Origin of the sequence: Streptomyces sp. NPDC085937, from assembly GCF_044540535.1 — a bacterium.
Classification (GTDB): Bacteria; Actinomycetota; Actinomycetes; order Streptomycetales; family Streptomycetaceae; genus Streptomyces.
The window spans coordinates 58,532-77,166 of sequence record NZ_JBITSH010000003.1; the positions used below are offsets into that span (position 1 = coordinate 58,532).

Sequence of the window (18,635 nt, forward strand, 5' to 3'; positions counted from 1 at the left end):
CTGATGGTCACCGTGCCGGTTCGGGGGATCCCGTCGGGTTCTCCTCGCTGCCGGAGCCGAGGAAGTCGATGATCTCGCGGACGACACGCTCGGGGGCGTCCTCCATGAGGAAGTGCCCGGCGCCGGGGATCACGACGAGCTCGGCGCCGGGGATGTCGTCGCGCAGACGCTCGGCGTAGCGCACGGGCTGCCACTCGTCCTCCGCCCCCCACAGGATGCGGACGGGCAGGGTGAGCCGGCCGAGCCGGTCGGCGATCTCCTCGGTGTACCGGGAGTCGTAGTGGCGCACCTGGTGCTCGAAGAAGGATGCGCGGCCCAGCCGGGACGCGTGGGGCGCCAGGTAGGCCCGCAGGACGTCACCGCTCATCAGCGACTTGTCGGCGACCGTCATCGTCAGCTGCCGGGTCAGCAGGTCGTCGAACGCCTCCTGCGACATGGCCGCGTGGTCGTCCAGCTCCTCGTCGATGATCCGGCGCCAGGTGGCGGAGGGCCATGAGTCGTAGCTCACCGAGTCCATGACCATCAGGCGTCTCACCCGGCCGGGGTGCGCGAGGGCGAAGCGCAGGGCGACGGCACCGCCGATGTCGTGCGCGACGAGGCTGACCCGGTCGAGGCCGAGGGCGTCGAGGAGGTGGCCGAGGAGGTCGGTCTGGGCGGCGACCGAGGTGTCGCGGTGCGCCGGGCGCTCGGAAAGGCCGTAGCCCGGCAGGTCGTAGGTGAGGGTGCGGTGACCGGCCGCTTCCACGTGGGGGACGACATGGCGCCATTCGTAGGAGTGGGAGGGCGTGCCGTGGAGGAAGACCACCGGCTCGCCGCTGCCGCCCTCCCGGTAGGCCACACGCACTCCGTCGACGATGAGGTGGTCGGTCAGGGTCGTCATCATGCCTTCCTCGGGGGGCCGGGGGCGGAGGGACGGTGATGGCCGGTCGGCCGCGCCATGTCCCGTAGACTAGGTAGACCAGTCTACCCAGCGAGGGGGGAGTCATGACCGAACGGCAGCAGGCGGCGGAGACACCGGGAGCGGGGCGGCGGCGGCCGGCGCGGGAGCGGATCCTGGTGGCCGCGGGGCGGCGCTTCTACCGCGACGGCGTGACGGCCACCGGCATCGACACCATCACCGCCGAGGCCGGCGTGGCGAAGATGAGCCTCTACAACAACTTCTCCTCCAAGTCCGATCTCGTACGGGCGTACCTGGACGGACGGCACGAGGACTGGCTGGAGCGGTACCGCGCACGGGTGGGGGCGTCGCCGGCTCCGCGCGACGGCGTGCTGGCCGTGTTCGACACCTACATCGACGGCGCCGACACCGGGGACGGGGAGGACTTCCGCGGGTGCGGGCTGCTCAACGCCGCCGGGGAGATGCCCGCAGGACACGAAGGCCGGACCCAGGTGCGCCGGCACAAGGAGGAGGTGGAGCGGCTGATCGGTGAGCACCTCGCGGCACTGTTGCCCGACCGGCCCGACACCGCCCGGACGACGGCGCGGCATGTGGCGTTCCTGCTGGAAGGGGCGATGGTCCGGGCGGGCCTGGAAGGCGACAGCCGGTGCCTGCGGGACGCCCGCGCGATGGCGGAGGAGCTGCTGGCACGGGTGTGACCGTGCGCCGGGTGCGGTGCGCGCGTGCGGCCCTCCCGCGGTCCTCTCGCGGTGCTCATGCGGGCGAATCCCGGGCCGCCCGCGTTGGCCCGGGGACGCCCAGTGGTACGTGGCAGGAGATGTCCACGCCCCCCGATCCGGCCGCCCCGCCCGGCCCTCGCGCCCACGGCACCGTCGCGCGGGTGCCGGTCGTGCTGCGGACCGCCGCCGCGTACGCGTGGCGGCTCATCGCGGTCGGGGTCGTCGTACGGGCCGCGTTCTCGGTGCTGGGACAGTTCCACCGCATCGCGGTCGCCGTCTTCCTCGGCCTGGTGTTCACCGCGGTGCTCCGTCCCGTGGCCGGCCTGTTCGCCCGGTTCCTGCCGCGCGCGCTCGCCGTGGCGGCGGCGGTCGTCGGCGGGTTGGCGCTGGTGCTCGGCGGGCTCGCCCTGGTGGCCGAGACCATCGCCGGACAACGCACCACGCTGGAGAAGGAGTTCGTGTCCGGCGTGGACCGGGTCGAGCGGTGGCTGGAGCAGCCGCCGTTCCGCCTGTCACCGACCGTGTTCGACGACCTCCAGTCCCGTGTCGGCGATCTGCTCTCCAGCCATCGCGCCACCGTGGTGAGCACGGCGCTCAGCGGTGTGGGGCGGGTCGTGGAGGTCCTCACGGTGCTCGCCCTCGCCCTGTTCTGCGCGGTGTTCTTCATCCACTCCGGGGACCGGCACTGGCGGTGGTTCTGCGATCAGCTGCCCCCGTCGGCGCGGCGGCCCTGGTCGGCCGCGGGCGCCGCGGCCTGGCGGACGTTCACCGGCTACACCCACGGCATCCTGCTGGTGGCCGTGACCAACGCGGTCCTGGTGGGTCTGGCGCTGTTCGCCCTCGGGGTGCCGCTCGCCGTGCCGCTGGCGGTGCTGGAGTTCGCCGCCGCCTTCGTCCCGCTGATCGGCTCCCCCGTGGCGCTGGCGGTCGCCTCCGTCGTCGCGCTCGCGTCCAAGGGGCCGGTGACCGCCCTGATCGTGCTGGCGCTGATCGTGGTCATCGGCCAGCTGGAGGGGCATGTGCTGCACCCGCTCGTGCTGAGCTGGGCCGTGCGTCTGCATCCCGTCGTCGTGGCCCTGTCGGTGGTGGCGGGCGCGGTCGCGGCGGGCGTCGTGGGCGCGGTGGTGGCCGTGCCGCTGGTGGCGACGGTGTGGTCGGTCCGCCAGGCGCTGCGGAACGGGGACGAGGACGAGGACGGGAAAGAAACGGCCGCGGAGGGGGGCGGCCCGGGTACGGGACGCCGGACGGACTGAGGAGAGCGGGCAAAGCCTCTCGCTGCCGGGCGGCTTGGTCGGCGAAGGCAGCTGCTCGGGGCTCTCGTGCGTCGACCGGGTCTTGTACGCGCTCGCGGTCTACCGGATCACAAGATCGCCGGGGGCTCGCGGCCGTTCCGTACCCTGGTGGACATGCGTGTGCGCCCCACTTTGAGCTGGACCCCGGCCGACGACCTTCCGCCGGGCACCACGGACCTGGAACCCGTCGCCGACGCGCTGCGCGCCGGCGGTGTGCTCGTGCTCAGTGGGGCCGGCATCTCCACGGAGTCCGGGATCCCCGACTACCGCGGCGAGGGCGGGAGCCTGAGCCGGCACACCCCGATGACGTACCAGGAGTTCGTCGCCGAGGCCGCCGCCCGACGTCGTTACTGGGCTCGCAGTCACCTCGGCTGGCGCACCTTCGGGCGTGCCCTGCCCAACGCCGGGCACCGGGCCGTGGCCGCGTTCGCCCGCCACGGTCTGGTCTCCGGCGTGATCACCCAGAACGTCGACGGCCTGCACCAGGCCGCCGGAAGCGAGGGGGTCGTGGAGCTGCACGGCAGCCTGGAGCGGGTGATCTGCCTGTCCTGCGGGACGGTCAGCGCGCGCCGTGAGCTGGCGGAGCGGCTGGAGGAGGCCAACCCGGGCTTCTCACCGGTCGCCGCGGGCATCAACCCCGACGGCGACGCCGACCTCACCGACGAGCAGGTCGGGGACTTCCGCGTGGTGCCCTGCACGGTCTGCGGCGGAATCCTCAAGCCGGACGTGGTCTTCTTCGGGGAGACCGTGCCGCCGCAGCGGGTCGAGCTGTGCCGGGGGCTGGTCCAGCAGGCGTCCTCGCTGCTGGTCCTCGGGTCGTCGCTGACGGTGATGTCCGGTCTGCGGTTCGTCCGGCTGGCGGCAGGGGCCGGCAAGCCCGTACTGATCGTCAACCGGGACCCCACCCGGGGCGACCGGCACGCCCTGACCCGGGTCGAGCTGCCGCTCGGCCCCGCCCTCACCACCGTGGCCGGCCGGCTGGGCGTCACCGTCGAGGACACGGCGGCCTGAGCGCGGTGCGGTGCGGTGGCAGGCGTGGCGGCCTCATGTCACCGGCGGACGGGTGCCCGGGCCCACGTGATGTCACAGGGTGGGCGTCCCGGGCCGGACGGCCGCGGCCAGGCGGCGCCTGAGTTCGTCCTCGGTGACGTCCTCGACGTGGGTGAGGAACACCCACAGGTGACCCGAGGGGTCCCGGAGGATCACCGTGCGGTCCCCGTGGAACATGTCGGTCGGCGGCTGGAGGATCTCCGCGCCCTCGGCCTCCGCGCGTGCGGCCAGGCTGTCGACGTCCGGGACGAAGACGTGCAGCGTGACGGAGGTGCCGCCGCCGAGTGAGGCGGGCGCGGCGAAGGACGCGTTCTCCGCCTCCTCGACGCTCGCGTCGCCCAGCATCAGCGTCGAGCGGCCGACAGTGATCTCGGCGTGCAGCACTCCCCCGCCCGGCGCGTCGACGCGGAAGTCCTCGCGCGCGCCGAACGCCCGCCGGTAGAAATCGATCGCCGCGGCGGCGTCGTCGACCATGATGTGCGGCACCACCGCGTAGTGGTAGCGGTCGGGGATCTCGGCCGGGGCCGTGAGCTGGTCCATGACGCATCTCCTCGTGGACGCCGCGGGCCGGTGCCGCGGCTCTCGAGGACGAACGTAGAAACTCAAGTCCGGTTGAGGTCAAGATCCCGCGGGTGACCGGCCGTCACGGATGTCGGCCGGTCTCCTCGGCCAGTGCGACGACGATCTCCGCGGGGCCGCGGGGGTTGGTGACCCCCACGGGGCCGCGGAGGTTGCGGAGCCGGTGGTCGCGCCCCCCGGAGGCTCGGAGGGTCACTCCAGGTCGAAGGCGTGGCGGGCCCGTTCGATCTCGGGCATGTGGGTCGTGACCCACTCCAGCAGGACGTCGACCGGGCGCCGCATGGTCTTGCCCAGCGGGGTGATCCGGTACTCGACGGCGACCGGACGGGAGCTGACGACGTTCCGCTCCACGATGCCGTTGCGTTCGAGCCGTCGCAGCGTCGCGGTGAGCGACTTCTGGGTCACCGCGGGGACGGCGCGGCGCAGGTCGTTGAACCGGCAGGGCCGTTCGCAGAGTTCGTTGAGGACGCTCAGCGACCACTTGTCCAGCACCTGGTCGAGCAGCTCGCGGTGCGCCATCTCGATCCGCAGCTCGCGGCCCGCCCGGCCGCCGTCGGTTTCCGGCACGATACCTGGTCTCCTTGAAGTGTCCTTCGTACACCAAGTATCAAAGGTATACCTACTGCTTCGACACGAGGAGACCCCCGTGGCCGTCCGCCGTTTCACGCCCGAAGGCATGCTGCAGCCCACCCCCTACGAGCACGTCGCCGTGGGAACGGGCACACGGCACGTACACGTCAGCGGCCAGGTCGCCCGGACCGCGGACGGGCTTCCGCTCGCGCCGGGGGACCTCGCCGGGCAGGTCGCCCACTCCCTGCGGGCCACGGCGCGCGGCCTGCGGGGCGCGGGCGCCTCCTTCGACGACGTACTGCGCCTGACCTTCTACGTCACCGACTGGGCGCCCGAGAAGATCGGGCCGTTCATGGCCGGCGTCGAGGAGGTGGCGGAGGAGATCGGACTGAGGGTGCCGCTTCCGCCCTCCTCCCTCATCGGGGTCGACCACCTCTTCGAGCCGGACGTCCTGGTCGAGGTGGAGGCGACGGCCGTCCTGGACTGACCGGCGGCACCACCGCCGACCTCTTTACCTTCTCTTTGCAACGCGGGCCGCCGCTCCCTCGTCTCTCCGCACGATCCATCACCCAGCCCGCCGGGCGACCGTGCGGGCGGACCAGGAAGAGAGCGTTACATGCGCCGAAACGTGTTGAGCGCGGCGGCCCTTGCCTGCACCGCGGTGCTGGCGAGTGCCATGCCGGCGTTCGCCGACGACCCCTCGCCCGTCCCCGACACCGCGGTGTCCACCGAGCAGCCCCGGGACCAGGCGTCCGAGACCGCTCCCAGCCCGGTCCCGGCCGAGCGCGGTGCGGCGGCCCCGGCGGAGGACACCGGCGGTGTCAGCGTCGTGCCCCGTGGGGCGCCGGACACCGGTGACGCGCCGGCCTCCGCGCAGGCGGGCGGCGACGGTCTGCTGCTCGGCGGGGGCGCCGCCGCGGTGGCCGCCGCGGGCGGTGCGGTGTTCCTCGTCGTGCGCCGGCGGGCGTCCGGGGCATGACGTCGTTCTCCAGGCGTGCCTTCGTCACCGCGATGGCGGCCTGCGTGGTCGCCGGCTGCGGCGGCGGACACGACGCCCCGGAGCCGCAGCGGTCCGGGGCCACCGGGCCGCCGGGGACCCGGGCCCCGGCCGTGGGGTCCTCCGTCGACGGGCCGCGCCCCCTGGCGCGTTCGGTGCCGGTCGGCCTGGAGATCCCGGCCATCGGGGTCGACACCCCGGTCATGCGGCTGGGGCTGGCTCCCGACCGCACGGTGGAGGTCCCCCCGATCACGGCCGACGACCAGGCCGGCTGGTACCGGCACTCCCCCACGCCGGGGCAGCGCGGGCCTTCGGTCGTCCTCGGCCACGTCACGGTCGGTTCCTACGGGGACGGCGTGTTCCGTCACCTGGCGCGGCTGCGCCGGGGTGACGGGATCACGGTGCGTCTGGAGAACGGCACGGTGGCCCGGTTCGCCGTCACCTCGGTGCGCACGGTCGCCAAGGCCGACTTCCCCACGGAGGCGGTCTACGGCGACGTCGACCGGCCCGAACTGCGGCTCATCACGTGCGGCGGGCCGCTGGAGGGCGACGAGTACCGCGACAACGTGATCGTCTTCGCGGCGCTGAACGCCACCACCCCCTGACCCGCCCCGTGTGCCGGGCCGTCGTACCGGCGGCCCGGCATCCGTTCGAGCGGTACCCCGTCACCGGGGCCGCCCCGACCATGGAGAGCATTGAAACGGTCCCGCGAGCAGGCAGCGTCCGAACTCTTCGCCGCCCTCTACCCGCGCCTCGCCGGCTGGTGCCGTCGGCTGGTCGACGACGACGAGACGGCCCACGAGATCGCCTCGGAGGCGTTCACCCGGCTGTGGTCGCGCTGGACGTCCGTGACGGAACCCCGGGGCTTCCTGTACGTCACCGCGGCCAACCTGGTCCGCGACCACTGGCGCCGCCTCGAACGTGAGCGGAAGACCGTGCGCCGGGTGGGCACCGAGGCGGCGGTACGGCCGCACAGCGAACCCGCCGACCCGTCGGTGCGGTTGCTGGTGCAGTCGCTGCCGGAACGCCTGCGGGTGCCGATCCTCCTGCACTACTACGCTGACCTGCCGGTCCGGGAGGTGTCCGCGGTGACCGGACGTAAGGAAGGAACCATCAAGGCCGATCTTCACGCGGCCAGGGAGCTGCTCCGTGCCCACCTGAGGAGAAACCTTGATCACACACGCTGACGAGGAACCGGAGTTCGAGCCGGACGACCCGCTGGCCGTGCTGTTGCGGCCCACGTCGGACCATCTCGGGCCGCCGCCGGGCCGGTTCGGGACGATCCGCCGCCGGGCGGCCCGGCGGCGGCTGGTCCGCACGGCGGTCGGCGCCGGTGTGACGTGCGCCGTCGCCCTGCTCGTCGCCCTGCCGTTGCGGAACGCGGTGACCTCCGACCGGCCCGTCACCCCGACCGTGCCGCTGGCCCCGCCGCCGGTGACCACCGCTCCGTCTCCGACGACGGGACCCACGGTGTCGCCCCGGCCCGCCGCCGAGTCGCCCGTCGACGACCACCCCGGCGCGAGCGCCCCGCGGTCACGTGCCTCGGAGCCTCGGACCCGTGGTCTCGTCGTGCCCACGCCCGGGCCGGTGGTGTCGGAGGCGACCGCCCCGGAGAACCGGCGAAGGCGCTGACGCGCGGTCGAGGGGTGGTGTTCGGGGCGGGGGGACGGTGTTCGGGTTCGGGGGCGGCTCGGGTCGGCCGGGGCCGACGGTTCGGGTCGGCCGGGAGGCCGCCGGCGGGCCGCTCGGGGTCAGCCCAGCTTCATGACGTAGCCCGCGTGGTGCAGTTCGTCGCCCTTGAACTCGCCGTAGGCCCAGAAGCCGAGGTCGTCGAGGTAGTCGATGCGGTCGCCGTCGATCCAGAACCGGCCCTGGTAGGCGTGCGGCCGGCCGCCGCGGGTCTCGTCGTAGCGGCCGTCGGCTCCGAGCTCCTGGTGCAGGAAGTCCTCGACGTCGATCCAGACGCCGACGCGCGGGCTGCCGGTCAGGTCCGGTGTGGCGGGGACTCCCGTCTCGGGGGCGGTGGCCCGGCCCGGGACGTCCACGCCCGCCCACAGGACGGGACGGCCGGCCGCGACCAGGGCGCGGACCTCCTCCCGCCGGGACAGGAGGACGGCCACCGCGCCGGGCACGTCGGCGGCGAGCGCGTCGGGCACCACCAGGAAGTCGGCGGTGTTGCCCGGGGTGAGCGTCGCGACGTACTCCGAGCGGTGGCCGCGTCCGCCGGCCAGCGCGACGGTGTCGACGACGGCGGGGACGACGGTCGTGCCCGTGCAGTCGACGACCACGGCGCCGTCGTCCTCCGCCGCGGTGACGATGCCGGGGCCGACGCCCACGATCAGGTCGCCGACGATCAGGATGTCGGCGCCGGTCATCGTCCCGATCAGCGGGTCCGCCGTCACGATACGGGCGTTGGTGAACAGGACGGGACGGCCGCCGTCGTTCGCGACGATCTCGTCGAGAGCCGTACGGTTCCAGCTCACGGTGTCGGTGATGGTCATGGTGGGTGATCCTCGGGTCGGTTCGGCTCTTCGGTGCGCGGCGGCGCGACGGTCGCGGGGCGCCGCGTGACTCCCAGGTTCGTCGCGAGGCGGGACCGGAACCAGGCCGCCGTGTGCCCGGGTCCGCGGCACCCACCCACCGCGAGACCGGGTGTGCCGCACCCAGGGGAACGGCGACCTGGTGGCCCCGCGCCCGCCGGGCCGACCATGGCGTCATGACCAGCAACGACACACCGAGCGCCCCGCACCCGCACGTCGGAATGTGGGTGACGGCGGACGGACACATCCGCCAGGAGCTGCTGCCGGACGGCCGCTACGACGAGGCCCGTGGGGACCGCCGAAGCGCCTACACCGGCCGCTACACCGTCACCGGTGACCACATCGACTACGTGGACGACACCGGCTTCACCGCCACCGGCGACGTCCGCGACGGCATCCTGTATCACGAACACCTGGTGCTGTACCGCGAGGGCGACCCGCGCGCCCGGAAGGGGAGGCGCGGGTCGCGCGGCTGACCGGTCGCGTGGAAACGCCGGTTCCGGGGGCACCGTTCGGCGCCCCCGGAACCGGCGTTCGCCGTGAACTCGGGGTGTTCGCCCTTGTCCACGCCCGGAATGCGTTCAGTCGCGGGTGGAGTCCGTCGCGGTGTCCGGAACGGGGACGGAAGCGGTGCCGGGCACGGCGCTGAGGGAGCCGAGCAGGGCGAGGGCGTCGGCGGAGGGGGTGCCCGGTTCGGCCTGGTAGACGACGAGCTGCTGGGCTGGGGCGCTGTTGACGGTGAACGTCTCGTAGTGCAGGTCCAGGTCGCCGACCTGGGTGTGATGGAGCAGCTTGGCGTCGCGGGTCTTCCCGCGTACGTCGTGGCGCGCCCACAGGACGCGGAAGTCCGGGCTCTTCATGGACAGTTCGCCCACGAGCAGGCACAGCCGCTCGCTGTCGGGGTCGATGCCGGCCGCCTGCCGCAGCGTCGCCACGGTCGCCTCGGCGGCCCGCTCCCAGTCGCGGTAGAAGTGCGCCGCCGCCGGGTCCAGGAACGCCATGCGCAGCAGGTTGTCGGCGTGGGTGAAGTCAGCGAACAGGGCGTCCGCGAGCCGGTTGCGGGCCAGGACGTCCAGCGCCGGGCCCAGGACGAAGGCGGGTGTGTCGTTCCACGTGTCCAGGAGCCGTCGCAGAGGCGGCGCGACGCGTTCGGTGCGCTGCGCCCGGCGCGTACGCCGGGGGGCCGGGCCGGCGACGCGGTGGAGGTGGGCCACCGCGTCGTCGTCCAGCCGCAGGACCCGCGCGACGGCTTCGAGTATCTGCTGCGAGGGGTGGCGTTCCCGGCCCTGTTCCAGGCGCGTGTAGTAGTCGGTGCTCACTCCGGCGAGCATGGCGACCTCCTCGCGGCGCAGACCGGGCACCCTGCGGCGGCCGGTCGAGGCGACGCCCACGTCCTCGGGGCGGAGCCGGGCGCGCCGTGCGCGGAGGAAGTCTCCCATCGCGTTCTCGGCGGCGGGGCCCATGTCTGTGTCCATGTGTCGAGGCTAAAGCCTCGAAGTGCCAGGTTGGAGGGCTGAAGGGGGGTGCGCTCCACCCAGGATCCGCGCACCCCCGGGGAGAGGGGGTCCGGGCGCTCAGGCGGCCGGTGCGTTCAGCACGTGCGCGCGGGAGGCGTGGACCTCGTCGCGCAGGGCGGCGAGGTCGACGTCGAGCACCCGGCCGTCCCACTTGCGGGGCTCGCCGTCGACGAGGACGGCGCTGATGTTGCGTGCGTCGGAGCCCAGGACGACGGTGCCGATCGGATCGTTGAGCGGCATGTTGTTGATGTCCTCGGCCCCGATCACCAGCAGGTCGGCCTTCTTGCCCGGCGTGAGTGAGCCGGTGACGCCGGCGAGGCCGTTGGTGCGTGCGCCCTGGAGGGTGGCGAAGTCCAGGACGTCACGGGTGGTGATGCGGCGGGGCGCCTCGTCGGTGCCGTAGGTGGCGTTGACGGCGCGCATCCGCTGGATGGTGTGCAGGGCCCGCATCTGCGTGAACATGTCGCCGGCCAGGGCGACCTCGACGTCGACGCTCAGTCCGGGGCGGATGCCGGCGGACAGCGCCTCGTCGACGGCGGGGACCGCGGTCTCCAGGCCGATCTGGGCGTCGGAGGTGGGGGCGAGCGCCACGGTGGTGCCGGTCTCCCCCATCGCCTTCCACGCCTGCGGGGTCAGCCCGGTGGCGTGGATCAAGGTCACGTCGGGGCCGAGGAGGCCGTCCTCGGCCCAGCGCAGGACCGCCTCGGACGAGGCGGCACCGAAGACGGCGTCCACGCTGACTCCGACGCCCAGGTCGTGTGCGACGCGCGCGAGCCGGGGACCGTAGGCGAGGGACAGTCCGGCGACCTCGTCGGTGGCGAGGGCCGCCAGGCGGAGGGTCAGCAGCTGGTCGTCGCTGCTGAAGTACTGGTCCTTGAGGCGCGTGAGGTCTTCGGGCCATTGCCCGTCCCAGTCCCCGAAGTGCGGGCCCATGGAGGCGTGCACGCCTCGGATGCCCGTGTCGCGGAGCGCCTCGACGGCGGCGTCGGAGTGCGCGCGGGAACGGGAGTTGTGGGAGAAGTCGAGCATGGTGGTGATGCCGCTGTCGATCGCGGTGAGGGCGGCGAGCTTGGTGCCGGTGTACATGTCCTCGGGCCGGTAGACGGTGGCGTAACCGGCCAGCGTGGACATGACGTAGCCGCCGAGGTCGTCGACGTCCGGCATGATCCGCCGCAGCTGGGCCTCCCAGGCGTGCCGATGGGTGTCGACGAACCCGGGGCTCAGAATGCTGCCGGTGACGTCGACGACGACGGCGTCACCGGCGCTGAGGTCGGTCCCGACGGCGGTGATGGTGTCGCCCTCGACGAGGAGGTCGCCGCGGTCGAGCACGCCGAGATCGGGGTCCATGGTGACGAGGGTCGCTCCGCGGAACAGCACGCGGCGTTCCGCGGCGGGGCGACGCCGGAGCTGTTCGAGGACGGCGGCGCTGGTGATGTCGTTGACGTGCATGACGGATCCTTCTCCGGTGGGCTGCGGTGTGGTCACCGCTCGGCCCTCAGCCTCGATCGCCCCGACAATCGCAACCAGACCGCCGTCATCCCAGGTGCGGGGCACCCTGGGTGGGGGCGGGAACGGGCGGGGATGTCGCACGTGCCATGATCGGAACGTCACAGTCGGCCACCCTGAGTACGGGGCGCCTTCGCCCGGAGACCGCGGCTGTTTCCGGCAGGCCACGATCGTCTTCTCCTCCGTACGTGAGCCGCACTGGACGGGCCAGGGCGTCGTGGGTGTCCGTAGGCGGCTGAATTTCCAGGACGGCCGCTGTTCCGGCCACGGATGCCGCCCCCGCCGGGCCGCCCCGGTAAATGGGTCGACAGCGACTCCCCGTGGGAGGCAGAGTGGCCGTCCGTGACTACCAGTGAGCTGTGGAGCCGTGCGGCCGCCGAACGCTATGACGCCGAGGACGGCGAGATGTTCTCGGCCGCCGTCCTCGGGCCGACCGTGGACTTCCTCGCGGAACTGGCCGGGGACGGCCGGGCCTTGGAGTTCGCCATCGGGACCGGGCGCGTGGGGGTTCCTCTCCGCGAACGTGGTGTGCCGGTGACGGGTGTCGAACTGTCCGCGCCGATGGCGGACGTGCTGCGGCGCAAGGTCGACGAGGACACACTCCCCGTCGTCATCGGGGACATGGCGACCACCCTCGTGCCCGGTACCTTCACCCTCGTCTATCTCGTCTACAACACCATCACCAATCTGCTCACGCAGGACGAGCAGGTGGAGTGCTTCCGCAACGCCGCGCGTCACCTGGCACCCGGTGGCCGATTCGTCATCGAACTGGGCGTGCCTCCACTGCGTTCGCTGCCGCTCGGGCAGGTCGCCGTGCCGTTCGAGGTCAGCGAACAGCACCTCGGCTTCGACACGTTCGACCTCGTCGAGCAGATGCTCGTCTCGCACCACTTCACCCGCGACGGGGACGACGGCCGCTACCGCCGCGACGCCTCCCGGCACCGCTACGCCTGGCCGGCGGAGCTCGACCTCATGGCGCGGATCGCCGGGCTCGAACGGGAACGCCGTGTCGCGGACTGGGACGGGTCACCGTTCACCCAGGACTCCCCCAAGCACATCTCGGTATGGCGCAAGCCGGCCTGAGCCCATCCTGTCGCCCCGTCAGCGATGACTTCGCTGTCAGGTGAGGGTCCGACCCTGGACACAGCACGGTCAGCGACAGGAGCGCAGAGGTTCATGAGTCGTTCGGTAGCGACAGTACGACGGCCACGTGACGCCGAGGTGTGGGGTTCGGTCCATGCCGAGCGGGCGGCCCTGGCCGGCGATCTCCGTGAGCTCACGGACGATCAGTGGGCGACGCCCTCGCTCTGCGACGGGCTGACCGTGCGTGAGGTGCTGGCGCATCTGACCGCGGGGGCGAGTCTCGGCACCGTCAGGTGGCTCGCGGGCGTCGTCCGCTGCCGGTTCGACTTCGACAAGCAGGTGGCCCTGCGGCTGGCCGAGCAGCTCGGAGCCGGTCCCGGTGAGACCCTCGGCCGTTTCCGGCGGGCCGTGCCGAGTACGACCAAGCCCCCGCTGCCCGTCATCGCCATGCTGGGCGAAACCGTCGTGCACGGGGAGGACATCCGGCGTCCGCTCGGCATACGGCGCGCGTATCCGACCGGGACCGCGACCGCCCTGGCCGAGTACTACAGCGGCACGGACCTGGTCGTGGTCGCCAGGGGGCGCACATGCGGGCTGCGACTCGTCGCCGACGACGGTCCTTTCGCCACCGGTTCCGGACCCCTTGTGTCCGGGCGCACCGTGGATCTGATCATGGCGATGACGGGGCGCACCGTCTACTGCGACGAACTCCGCGGCGACGGCGTGGAGTTGCTGCGGAGCCGATGCGGAACACCCGGGTGAGGGCGTGAGCCCGACTCCCCGTCCCCCCACGGGCGGGGAGTCGGGCTCACGGTTCAGGGGGTCAGGCCCGTCAGGCCCCCGGCAGGACGCCCGTGCGGGCGACCTCCGCGTACCAGCGGGCGCTGGCCTTGGGGATGCGGGTGCCCGTGGGGTAGTCGACGTACACCGCGCCGAAGCGCTTGCTGTAGCCGTGCGCCCACTCGAAGTTGTCCAGCAGCGACCACAGGAAGTAGCCCCGGACGTCGGAGCCGTCCAGGATGGCCCGGTGGACGGCGGCCAGGTGCTCGCGGACGTAGGAGATGCGGGCCGGGTCGTTGACGTTGCCGGACGGGTCGGCGTAGTCGTCGAACGCGGCGCCGTTCTCGGTGATGACCAGCGGCAGCTTCGGGAAGTCGTCGGACAGCCGGCGCAGCAGGTCGTACAGGCCGGTGGCGTCGACGGCCCAGCCCATGGCGGTGCGCTCGCCGGGCGGCTGGTGGAAGGCGACCCGGTCGGCGGCCGGCCACGGGCTGTGCGGGCTGTTGCCGTGTCCGTCGGAGGTGTGGGCGCCGGTGCCGTCCGTCTCGGAGACTACGGTGGGCGTGTAGTAGTTGACGCCGAGGAAGTCCAGCGGCTGGTTGATCTGTTCCAGGTCGCCGTCCTTCACGAAGGACCAGTCGGTCAGGCCGGCCGTGTCCTTGAGGAGATCCTCCGGGTAGGCGCCCTGCAGCATCGGGCCGGTGAAGACCCGGTTGGCCAGGGCGTCGATGCGGCGCACGGCGTCCGCGTCGCCCTCGGTGTCGGTGAGCGGACGGACATGGTGGATGTTGAGGGTGACCGAGCACTGGGCGGCGGCCGGGAGGCGGTCGCGCAGGGCCTGGACGGCGAGCCCGTGGCCGAGGTTGAGGTGGTGGGCGGCGCGCAGGGCGGCGACCGGGTCGGTGCGGCCGGGGGCGTGCACGCCGGAGCCGTAGCCGAGGAAGGAGCTGCACCAGGGCTCGTTGAGGGTCGTCCAGGTCTTCACCCGGTCGCCGAGGGCGTCCGCGGCGATGGCGGCGTACTCGGCGAAGCGCTCGGCGGTGGCGCGCTCGGGCCAGCCGCCGGCGTCCTCCAGCTCCTGGGGCAGGTCCCAGTGGTAGAGGGTGGCGACGGGCTGGATGCCCTTCTCCAGCAGCTCGTCGGCCAGGCGCCGGTAGAAGTCCAGGCCCTTCTGCACGGCGGGGCCGCGGCCGGTGGGCTGGATACGGGGCCAGGCGAGCGAGAACCGGTAGGCGCCCAGGCCCAGTTCGGCCATGAGGGCGACGTCCTCGCGCCAGCGGTGGTAGTGGTCGGTGGCCACGTCACCGGTGTCGCCGTTGCGGACCCGGCCGGGGGTGCGGGCGTAGGTGTCCCAGATGGACGGCGTGCGTCCGTCCTCGGAGGCGGCCCCCTCGATCTGGTAGGAGGCGGTGGCGGAACCCCAGAGGAAGCCCTTGGGGAAGGTGCGGGCGGCGTCCGGGGCGGACGCGGTCTGGTGTGCTGCGGTGACCACGTAAGTCCTTTCGAGGTGATGGGCCCGGTGCGCGGGGGTTGGCGGACCGGCCCGGTGGGGGTGTCGGTTCGGGGCCGCGGAGGGGCGGTCAGCCCTTGACGGCGCCGGCCATGATGCCGCTGACGATCTGGCGTCCGAAGACGATGAACATCGCCAGCAGCGGCAGGGTGCCGAGAAGCGCGCCGGCCATGATGAGCGACTGGTCGCGGACGTAACCCGCGCTGAGCTGGGTGAGGGCGACGGGGACGGTCGGGTTGGTCATGTCGAGCACCACGAACGGCCAGAAGAAGTCGTTCCACGCGTGCACGAACGTGATCATGAACAGGACGGCCATGGCGGGCCGCGCCACGGGCAGCACGATGCTCCAGAAGATGCGCAGCGAGTGCGCCCCGTCCACCCGGCCGGCCTCGACGAGTTCGTCGGGCAGCGCCTCGGAGAGGTACTGCCGCATGAAGAACACGCCGACCGCGCTGACCAGCGTGGGGAAGATGACGGCGGGCAGCTGCTGCGACCAGCCGAGCTCCGACATCATCATGAACAGCGGGACGACGCCGAGCTGCGGCGGCACCATCATGGTGCCGATCACCAGCATGAGCAGGATGTTGCGGCCCTTGAACCGCAGTTTGGCGAAGGCGAAGCCGGCGAGCGTCGCGAAGAACACGGTGGACAGGGCGATCACCCCGGCCACGATCGTGCTGTTGATCATGGCCTTGCCCATCGCCGCCTCGTCCCAGGCGCGGGCGAGGTTGCTGAACAGGTTGGGGCCCGGCAGGAAGGGCGGCGGGGTCTGGCTGACCCGGGTGTTGTCGGTGGAGGCCGCCACCATCGTCCAGTACAGCGGGAAGATGGACAGGATCGCCATGATGGCGAGCAGGATGTAGGCGAGCGGTCCCGCGTGGTGGGTGCGCCCGGCGCGTTCGCGCAGCAGACGGCGTCCGCCGCGGCGGGCCGGCTTGTCGGGTGCGGTCCGGACCGGCGTGTCCGTCCGGACCGGGAGGCTGTCGGTGGTCATGGCGTCTCCAGGTCAGGACTTACGGGAGCGCAGGCGCTTGAACAGGTACTGCGCCACGAAGGCGAGGACGAGCAGCATGAACATCGCCCAGGCGACGGTCGCCGAGCGGCCCATCTGGTAGTTCTTCCAGCCCTCTTCGTACAGCAGCAGGCCGAGCGTCTGGTACTGGTTGTTCGCGCCGCCGGTGACGCCGTTGGGGCCCTGGCCGAAGATCAGCGGCTCACCGAACAGCTGGGTGGCGCCGATCGTGGAGAGCACGATGGTGAAGACGATGGTGGACCGGATGCCGGGCACGGTGACGTGCGTGAACTGCTGCCAGCGGGAGGCGCCGTCCAGGGAGGCGGCCTCGTACCGGTCGGCGGGGATGGCCTGCATGGCCGCGAGGTACAGCAGGGCGTTGTACCCGGTCCAGCGCCAGATGACGATGGTGGAAATGGCGGCCTGGGCGGGCCACTTGTCGGCCTCCCAGTTCACCGGGTCGATCCCGACCGTGCCGAGCGCCCAGTTGATCATGCCGAAGTCACGCTCGTAGATCATGGTGAAGACGAGCGCGGCGGCGCCGACGGACGTGGCGTACGGGACCAGCGACGCGACGCGGAAGAACAGCGAGGCGCGCATGCGGTAGTTGAGCAGGTGCGCCATGCCCAGGGCCATCAGCAGCTGTGGCACCGTGGAGATGATGCCGATCGTGATGGTGTTCTGCAGGGCGTTCCAGAACCGCGAGTCGCCCCACAGCTCGACGTAGTTGTCGAACGCCACCCACTCCATGATGTCGAGCGTGGCCAGTTCCACGTCGTGCAGGGAGATCCACGAGGTGTAGACGAGCGGGTAGAAACTGAACGCGGCGAAGACGACGAAGAACGGAGCGACGAACGCGTACGGCGCGCCCTTGACGTCGAGGCGGTGCAGCCAGGCGCCGCGCGACCGCGCGTTCTCCTTCCCGTCTCCCGTGCGGGACGGGCCCGGCGGCTCCTCGCCGGCCAGGGCCTTGGTGGTGGAGGTGGCCACCGGACTTCCTTCCTCAGAGCGGATGGGGAGCCGTCCCGGGCCCGCTGCCCCGAAGGGCGGGCGGACCCGGGACGGCCGCTGTGCGACGGTCAGCGGACCGCCTTCTGGATGCGGGTCGCGGTGGTCTTCCAGGCCTCGTCACGCGGCGTCCCCTGCTCGACCAGGGCCAGACCCTGGGAGAAGGTGTCCTTGATGGTGCCGTCCTTGCGGCCGAGGACCTGCTTGTCCGGGATCTCCTGCGCCGCGGCGCCGAAGATCTCACCGAGCGGCGCGCCGCTGAAGTAGTCGTTCTTCACGGCCTTCACGGTCGGGTCCTCGAGGGCCTTCTGCGAGGACGGGATGTTGCCGAGGTCCTTGAAGATGCGGGCCTGCTGCTCGGGCGCGGTCAGCCAGGCGACGAGCTTCTGGGCCTCCTCCTTCACCGGGCTCTGCTCGATCACTCCGAGGAAGGAACCGCCCCAGTTGGCACCCTTGGGCGCGCGGGCCACGTCCCACTTGCCCTTGTTGGCGTCACCGGCCTTCTCGCTGATGTGGCTCAGCATCCAGGCGGGGCACACGGCGGTGGCGAAGGTGCCGTTGGACAGACCGGGGTCCCAGCCGGGCTGGAACTGGCGCAGCTTGGCGGTCAGGTCCTCCTCGGCCGCGTCCGACGCCAGCTCCCAGGCCTCCTTGACGGCCGGGTTCGTCTCGTAGATCAGGTCGCCCTGCTCGTTGTAGTACTGCTCGGGGTAGCCGTAGACCATGGCGTTGAACAGGCCGCTGGCCGAGTCCGTGTAGGCGACGTCGCCGCCCTTGTAGTTCTTCTTGAAGGTGCGGCCGACCTCGACGTACTTCTTCCAGTCGCCTTCCCAGAGCTTGGCGACCTGCTCGCGGTCGGTCGGCAGACCGGCCTTCTCGAAGTAGTCCTTGCGGTAACAGACGGCCATCGGGCCGATGTCGGTGCCGAGGCCCAGCACCTTGCCGTCCTGGGTGGTGATCTGCGACTGCTTCCAGGGCAGGAAGTGGTCGGTGCCCGCCACGCCCTTGAAGTCGGCGAACATCTTCGCCCGGGTCTCGGTGATCTCCTTGGCCCGGCCGATCTCGATGCCCTGGATGTCCTTCAGTCCCTTGCCGGCGGCGAGCTTGGTCTGCAGCGCGGTGTAGTAGGTCTGCTCGTCACCGGCTATCTCGGCCTTGATCGTGACGCCGGGGTTCTGCTTCTCGTACTCCTCGAGAAGGCCGGTCTCCTTGATCCCCATGACGCCGAACAGGCCCATGGTGATGGTGACCTTGTCGCCGTCCTTGCTGCCACCGGTGACCGAGTCGCCGTCGCCGCTGCAGCCGACGACGAGCGCGAGCGCGCCGACGGCCGCGGCCGACGCCACCGCCTTCCTGCGCAACGAACCGAGAGTGCCCATGGATCTCCTCCTAGCGACGGCGCTGACACATCGGAGTGACGAGTTCTGCGATGACTACAGCGGCTCTGAATCGAGTGGGAACGTGCCCAACTCTGGGTGGGCACGTTCCCACCGCGCAACGAAGACTCGTAGCAGCGACGCAATCTGTCAATAACTTGAAAGCAACTTCTGCGTGCGACCTGGCCCGCGCGTTCG

At 71.9% G+C, this 18,635-nt stretch carries 21 protein-coding genes; 11 read left to right on the forward strand and 10 right to left on the reverse strand.

All coding sequences use genetic code 11. From position 1 onward, the window contains the following. Positions 1-7: 7 nt before the first annotated feature. A complete protein-coding gene (locus tag ACIF8S_RS07360; protein ID WP_399997885.1) occupies positions 8-880 on the reverse strand; it encodes an alpha/beta fold hydrolase in 873 nt (290 codons plus the stop codon). A gap of 104 nt (positions 881-984) precedes the next feature. Between ACIF8S_RS07360 and ACIF8S_RS07365 the strand changes: the two genes are divergently transcribed. The 3 genes from ACIF8S_RS07365 (at position 985) to ACIF8S_RS07375 (ending at position 3,920) form a co-directional block, all read left to right on the forward strand. Further along, a complete protein-coding gene (locus tag ACIF8S_RS07365; RefSeq protein WP_399997886.1) occupies positions 985-1,596 on the forward strand; it encodes a TetR/AcrR family transcriptional regulator in 612 nt (203 codons plus the stop codon). Positions 1,597-1,715: 119 nt separating this feature from the next. Next, positions 1,716-2,870 carry an AI-2E family transporter gene (locus ACIF8S_RS07370; RefSeq protein WP_399997888.1) on the forward strand — a complete coding sequence of 385 codons (1,155 nt, stop codon included), beginning with the start codon at positions 1,716-1,718 and terminating at the stop codon, positions 2,868-2,870. Positions 2,871-3,023: 153 nt separating this feature from the next. Further along, entirely contained in the window at positions 3,024-3,920 is an 897-nt protein-coding gene (locus ACIF8S_RS07375) for an NAD-dependent protein deacetylase (protein ID WP_399997889.1), read from the forward strand. A gap of 72 nt (positions 3,921-3,992) precedes the next feature. Here the strand turns inward: ACIF8S_RS07375 and ACIF8S_RS07380 are convergent, their stop codons facing one another. After that, positions 3,993-4,499: a VOC family protein gene (locus ACIF8S_RS07380; RefSeq protein WP_399997890.1), complete on the reverse strand. Its 507-nt coding sequence runs from the start codon at positions 4,497-4,499 to the stop codon at positions 3,993-3,995. 231 nt (positions 4,500-4,730) lie between these two features. Beyond that, on the reverse strand, positions 4,731-5,057 hold the full coding sequence (locus ACIF8S_RS07385; protein WP_399998464.1) for a winged helix-turn-helix transcriptional regulator: 327 nt from the start codon (positions 5,055-5,057) through the stop codon (positions 4,731-4,733). Positions 5,058-5,184: 127 nt separating this feature from the next. Between ACIF8S_RS07385 and ACIF8S_RS07390 the strand changes: the two genes are divergently transcribed. The 5 genes from ACIF8S_RS07390 (at position 5,185) to ACIF8S_RS07410 (ending at position 7,737) form a co-directional block, all read left to right on the forward strand. Then, positions 5,185-5,595 carry a RidA family protein gene (locus ACIF8S_RS07390; protein WP_399997891.1) on the forward strand — a complete coding sequence of 137 codons (411 nt, stop codon included), beginning with the start codon at positions 5,185-5,187 and terminating at the stop codon, positions 5,593-5,595. Positions 5,596-5,724: 129 nt separating this feature from the next. Beyond that, entirely contained in the window at positions 5,725-6,087 is a 363-nt protein-coding gene (locus tag ACIF8S_RS07395; RefSeq protein WP_349794912.1) for a sortase-dependent protein, read from the forward strand. Next, positions 6,084-6,710, forward strand: coding sequence for a class F sortase (locus ACIF8S_RS07400; RefSeq protein ID WP_399997892.1), 627 nt, complete (start codon positions 6,084-6,086; stop codon positions 6,708-6,710). The genes ACIF8S_RS07395 and ACIF8S_RS07400 overlap by 4 nt, the downstream gene beginning before the upstream one ends. Positions 6,711-6,800: 90 nt before the next feature. After that, positions 6,801-7,292: an RNA polymerase sigma factor gene (locus tag ACIF8S_RS07405; RefSeq protein WP_399997894.1), complete on the forward strand. Its 492-nt coding sequence runs from the start codon at positions 6,801-6,803 to the stop codon at positions 7,290-7,292. Continuing rightward, positions 7,276-7,737, forward strand: coding sequence for a hypothetical protein (locus ACIF8S_RS07410; RefSeq protein WP_399997895.1), 462 nt, complete (start codon positions 7,276-7,278; stop codon positions 7,735-7,737). Before ACIF8S_RS07405 ends, ACIF8S_RS07410 begins: the two co-directional genes overlap by 17 nt. 119 nt (positions 7,738-7,856) lie before the next feature. On the opposite strand, the gene ACIF8S_RS07415 is transcribed toward ACIF8S_RS07410, so the two are convergent. Further along, positions 7,857-8,606, reverse strand: a complete 750-nt coding sequence (locus ACIF8S_RS07415; RefSeq protein ID WP_399997896.1) for an Atu4866 domain-containing protein — start codon at positions 8,604-8,606, stop codon at positions 7,857-7,859. 215 nt (positions 8,607-8,821) lie between these two features. On the opposite strand from ACIF8S_RS07415, the gene ACIF8S_RS07420 reads away from it, so the two are divergent. Then, positions 8,822-9,121: an Atu4866 domain-containing protein gene (locus ACIF8S_RS07420; RefSeq protein ID WP_399997897.1), complete on the forward strand. Its 300-nt coding sequence runs from the start codon at positions 8,822-8,824 to the stop codon at positions 9,119-9,121. Positions 9,122-9,226: 105 nt separating this feature from the next. On the opposite strand, the gene ACIF8S_RS07425 is transcribed toward ACIF8S_RS07420, so the two are convergent. Both ACIF8S_RS07425 and ACIF8S_RS07430 read right to left on the reverse strand, forming a co-directional pair. Beyond that, positions 9,227-10,120 carry a helix-turn-helix transcriptional regulator gene (locus ACIF8S_RS07425; RefSeq protein ID WP_399997898.1) on the reverse strand — a complete coding sequence of 298 codons (894 nt, stop codon included), beginning with the start codon at positions 10,118-10,120 and terminating at the stop codon, positions 9,227-9,229. 99 nt (positions 10,121-10,219) lie between these two features. Beyond that, a complete protein-coding gene (locus tag ACIF8S_RS07430) occupies positions 10,220-11,611 on the reverse strand; it encodes an amidohydrolase family protein (protein WP_399997899.1) in 1,392 nt (463 codons plus the stop codon). 399 nt (positions 11,612-12,010) lie between these two features. On the opposite strand from ACIF8S_RS07430, the gene ACIF8S_RS07435 reads away from it, so the two are divergent. Next, positions 12,011-12,751: a class I SAM-dependent DNA methyltransferase gene (locus ACIF8S_RS07435; RefSeq protein ID WP_399997900.1), complete on the forward strand. Its 741-nt coding sequence runs from the start codon at positions 12,011-12,013 to the stop codon at positions 12,749-12,751. Positions 12,752-12,844: 93 nt separating this feature from the next. Beyond that, on the forward strand, positions 12,845-13,513 hold the full coding sequence (locus ACIF8S_RS07440; protein WP_399997901.1) for a maleylpyruvate isomerase family mycothiol-dependent enzyme: 669 nt from the start codon (positions 12,845-12,847) through the stop codon (positions 13,511-13,513). 70 nt (positions 13,514-13,583) lie between these two features. Here ACIF8S_RS07440 and ACIF8S_RS07445 read toward each other — a convergent pair whose 3' ends face one another. From ACIF8S_RS07445 to ACIF8S_RS07460, 4 genes are all read right to left on the reverse strand, one after another. After that, complete coding sequence (locus tag ACIF8S_RS07445; protein ID WP_399997902.1) at positions 13,584-15,023, reverse strand: GH1 family beta-glucosidase; 1,440 nt, start codon at positions 15,021-15,023, stop codon at positions 13,584-13,586. An 88-nt stretch (positions 15,024-15,111) separates the two neighbouring features. Further along, entirely contained in the window at positions 15,112-16,035 is a 924-nt protein-coding gene (locus ACIF8S_RS07450) for a carbohydrate ABC transporter permease (protein WP_024887050.1), read from the reverse strand. Between the two features lie 12 nt (positions 16,036-16,047). Continuing rightward, positions 16,048-17,043: a carbohydrate ABC transporter permease gene (locus ACIF8S_RS07455; RefSeq protein WP_399997903.1), complete on the reverse strand. Its 996-nt coding sequence runs from the start codon at positions 17,041-17,043 to the stop codon at positions 16,048-16,050. Positions 17,044-17,132: 89 nt separating this feature from the next. Next, complete coding sequence (locus ACIF8S_RS07460) at positions 17,133-18,440, reverse strand: extracellular solute-binding protein (RefSeq protein WP_349794900.1); 1,308 nt, start codon at positions 18,438-18,440, stop codon at positions 17,133-17,135. Between the last annotated feature and the right edge of the window lie 195 nt (positions 18,441-18,635).

Excerpts from the sequence above, each read along its gene's own strand:
- ACIF8S_RS07360 (WP_399997885.1), bottom strand. The coding sequence starts at position 880 with ATGACGACCCTGACCGACCACCTCATCGTCGACGGAGTGCGTGTGGCC.
- ACIF8S_RS07365 (WP_399997886.1), top strand. The coding sequence starts at position 985 with ATGACCGAACGGCAGCAGGCGGCGGAGACACCGGGAGCGGGGCGGCGG.
- ACIF8S_RS07370 (WP_399997888.1), top strand. The coding sequence starts at position 1,716 with ATGTCCACGCCCCCCGATCCGGCCGCCCCGCCCGGCCCTCGCGCCCAC.
- ACIF8S_RS07375 (WP_399997889.1), top strand. The coding sequence starts at position 3,024 with ATGCGTGTGCGCCCCACTTTGAGCTGGACCCCGGCCGACGACCTTCCG.
- ACIF8S_RS07380 (WP_399997890.1), bottom strand. The coding sequence starts at position 4,499 with ATGGACCAGCTCACGGCCCCGGCCGAGATCCCCGACCGCTACCACTAC.
- ACIF8S_RS07385 (WP_399998464.1), bottom strand. The coding sequence starts at position 5,057 with ATGGCGCACCGCGAGCTGCTCGACCAGGTGCTGGACAAGTGGTCGCTG.
- ACIF8S_RS07395 (WP_349794912.1), top strand. The coding sequence starts at position 5,725 with ATGCGCCGAAACGTGTTGAGCGCGGCGGCCCTTGCCTGCACCGCGGTG.
- ACIF8S_RS07400 (WP_399997892.1), top strand. The coding sequence starts at position 6,084 with ATGACGTCGTTCTCCAGGCGTGCCTTCGTCACCGCGATGGCGGCCTGC.
- ACIF8S_RS07415 (WP_399997896.1), bottom strand. The coding sequence starts at position 8,606 with ATGACCATCACCGACACCGTGAGCTGGAACCGTACGGCTCTCGACGAG.
- ACIF8S_RS07420 (WP_399997897.1), top strand. The coding sequence starts at position 8,822 with ATGACCAGCAACGACACACCGAGCGCCCCGCACCCGCACGTCGGAATG.
- ACIF8S_RS07425 (WP_399997898.1), bottom strand. The coding sequence starts at position 10,120 with ATGGACACAGACATGGGCCCCGCCGCCGAGAACGCGATGGGAGACTTC.
- ACIF8S_RS07430 (WP_399997899.1), bottom strand. The coding sequence starts at position 11,611 with ATGCACGTCAACGACATCACCAGCGCCGCCGTCCTCGAACAGCTCCGG.
- ACIF8S_RS07440 (WP_399997901.1), top strand. The coding sequence starts at position 12,845 with ATGAGTCGTTCGGTAGCGACAGTACGACGGCCACGTGACGCCGAGGTG.
- ACIF8S_RS07450 (WP_024887050.1), bottom strand. The coding sequence starts at position 16,035 with ATGACCACCGACAGCCTCCCGGTCCGGACGGACACGCCGGTCCGGACC.
- ACIF8S_RS07460 (WP_349794900.1), bottom strand. The coding sequence starts at position 18,440 with ATGGGCACTCTCGGTTCGTTGCGCAGGAAGGCGGTGGCGTCGGCCGCG.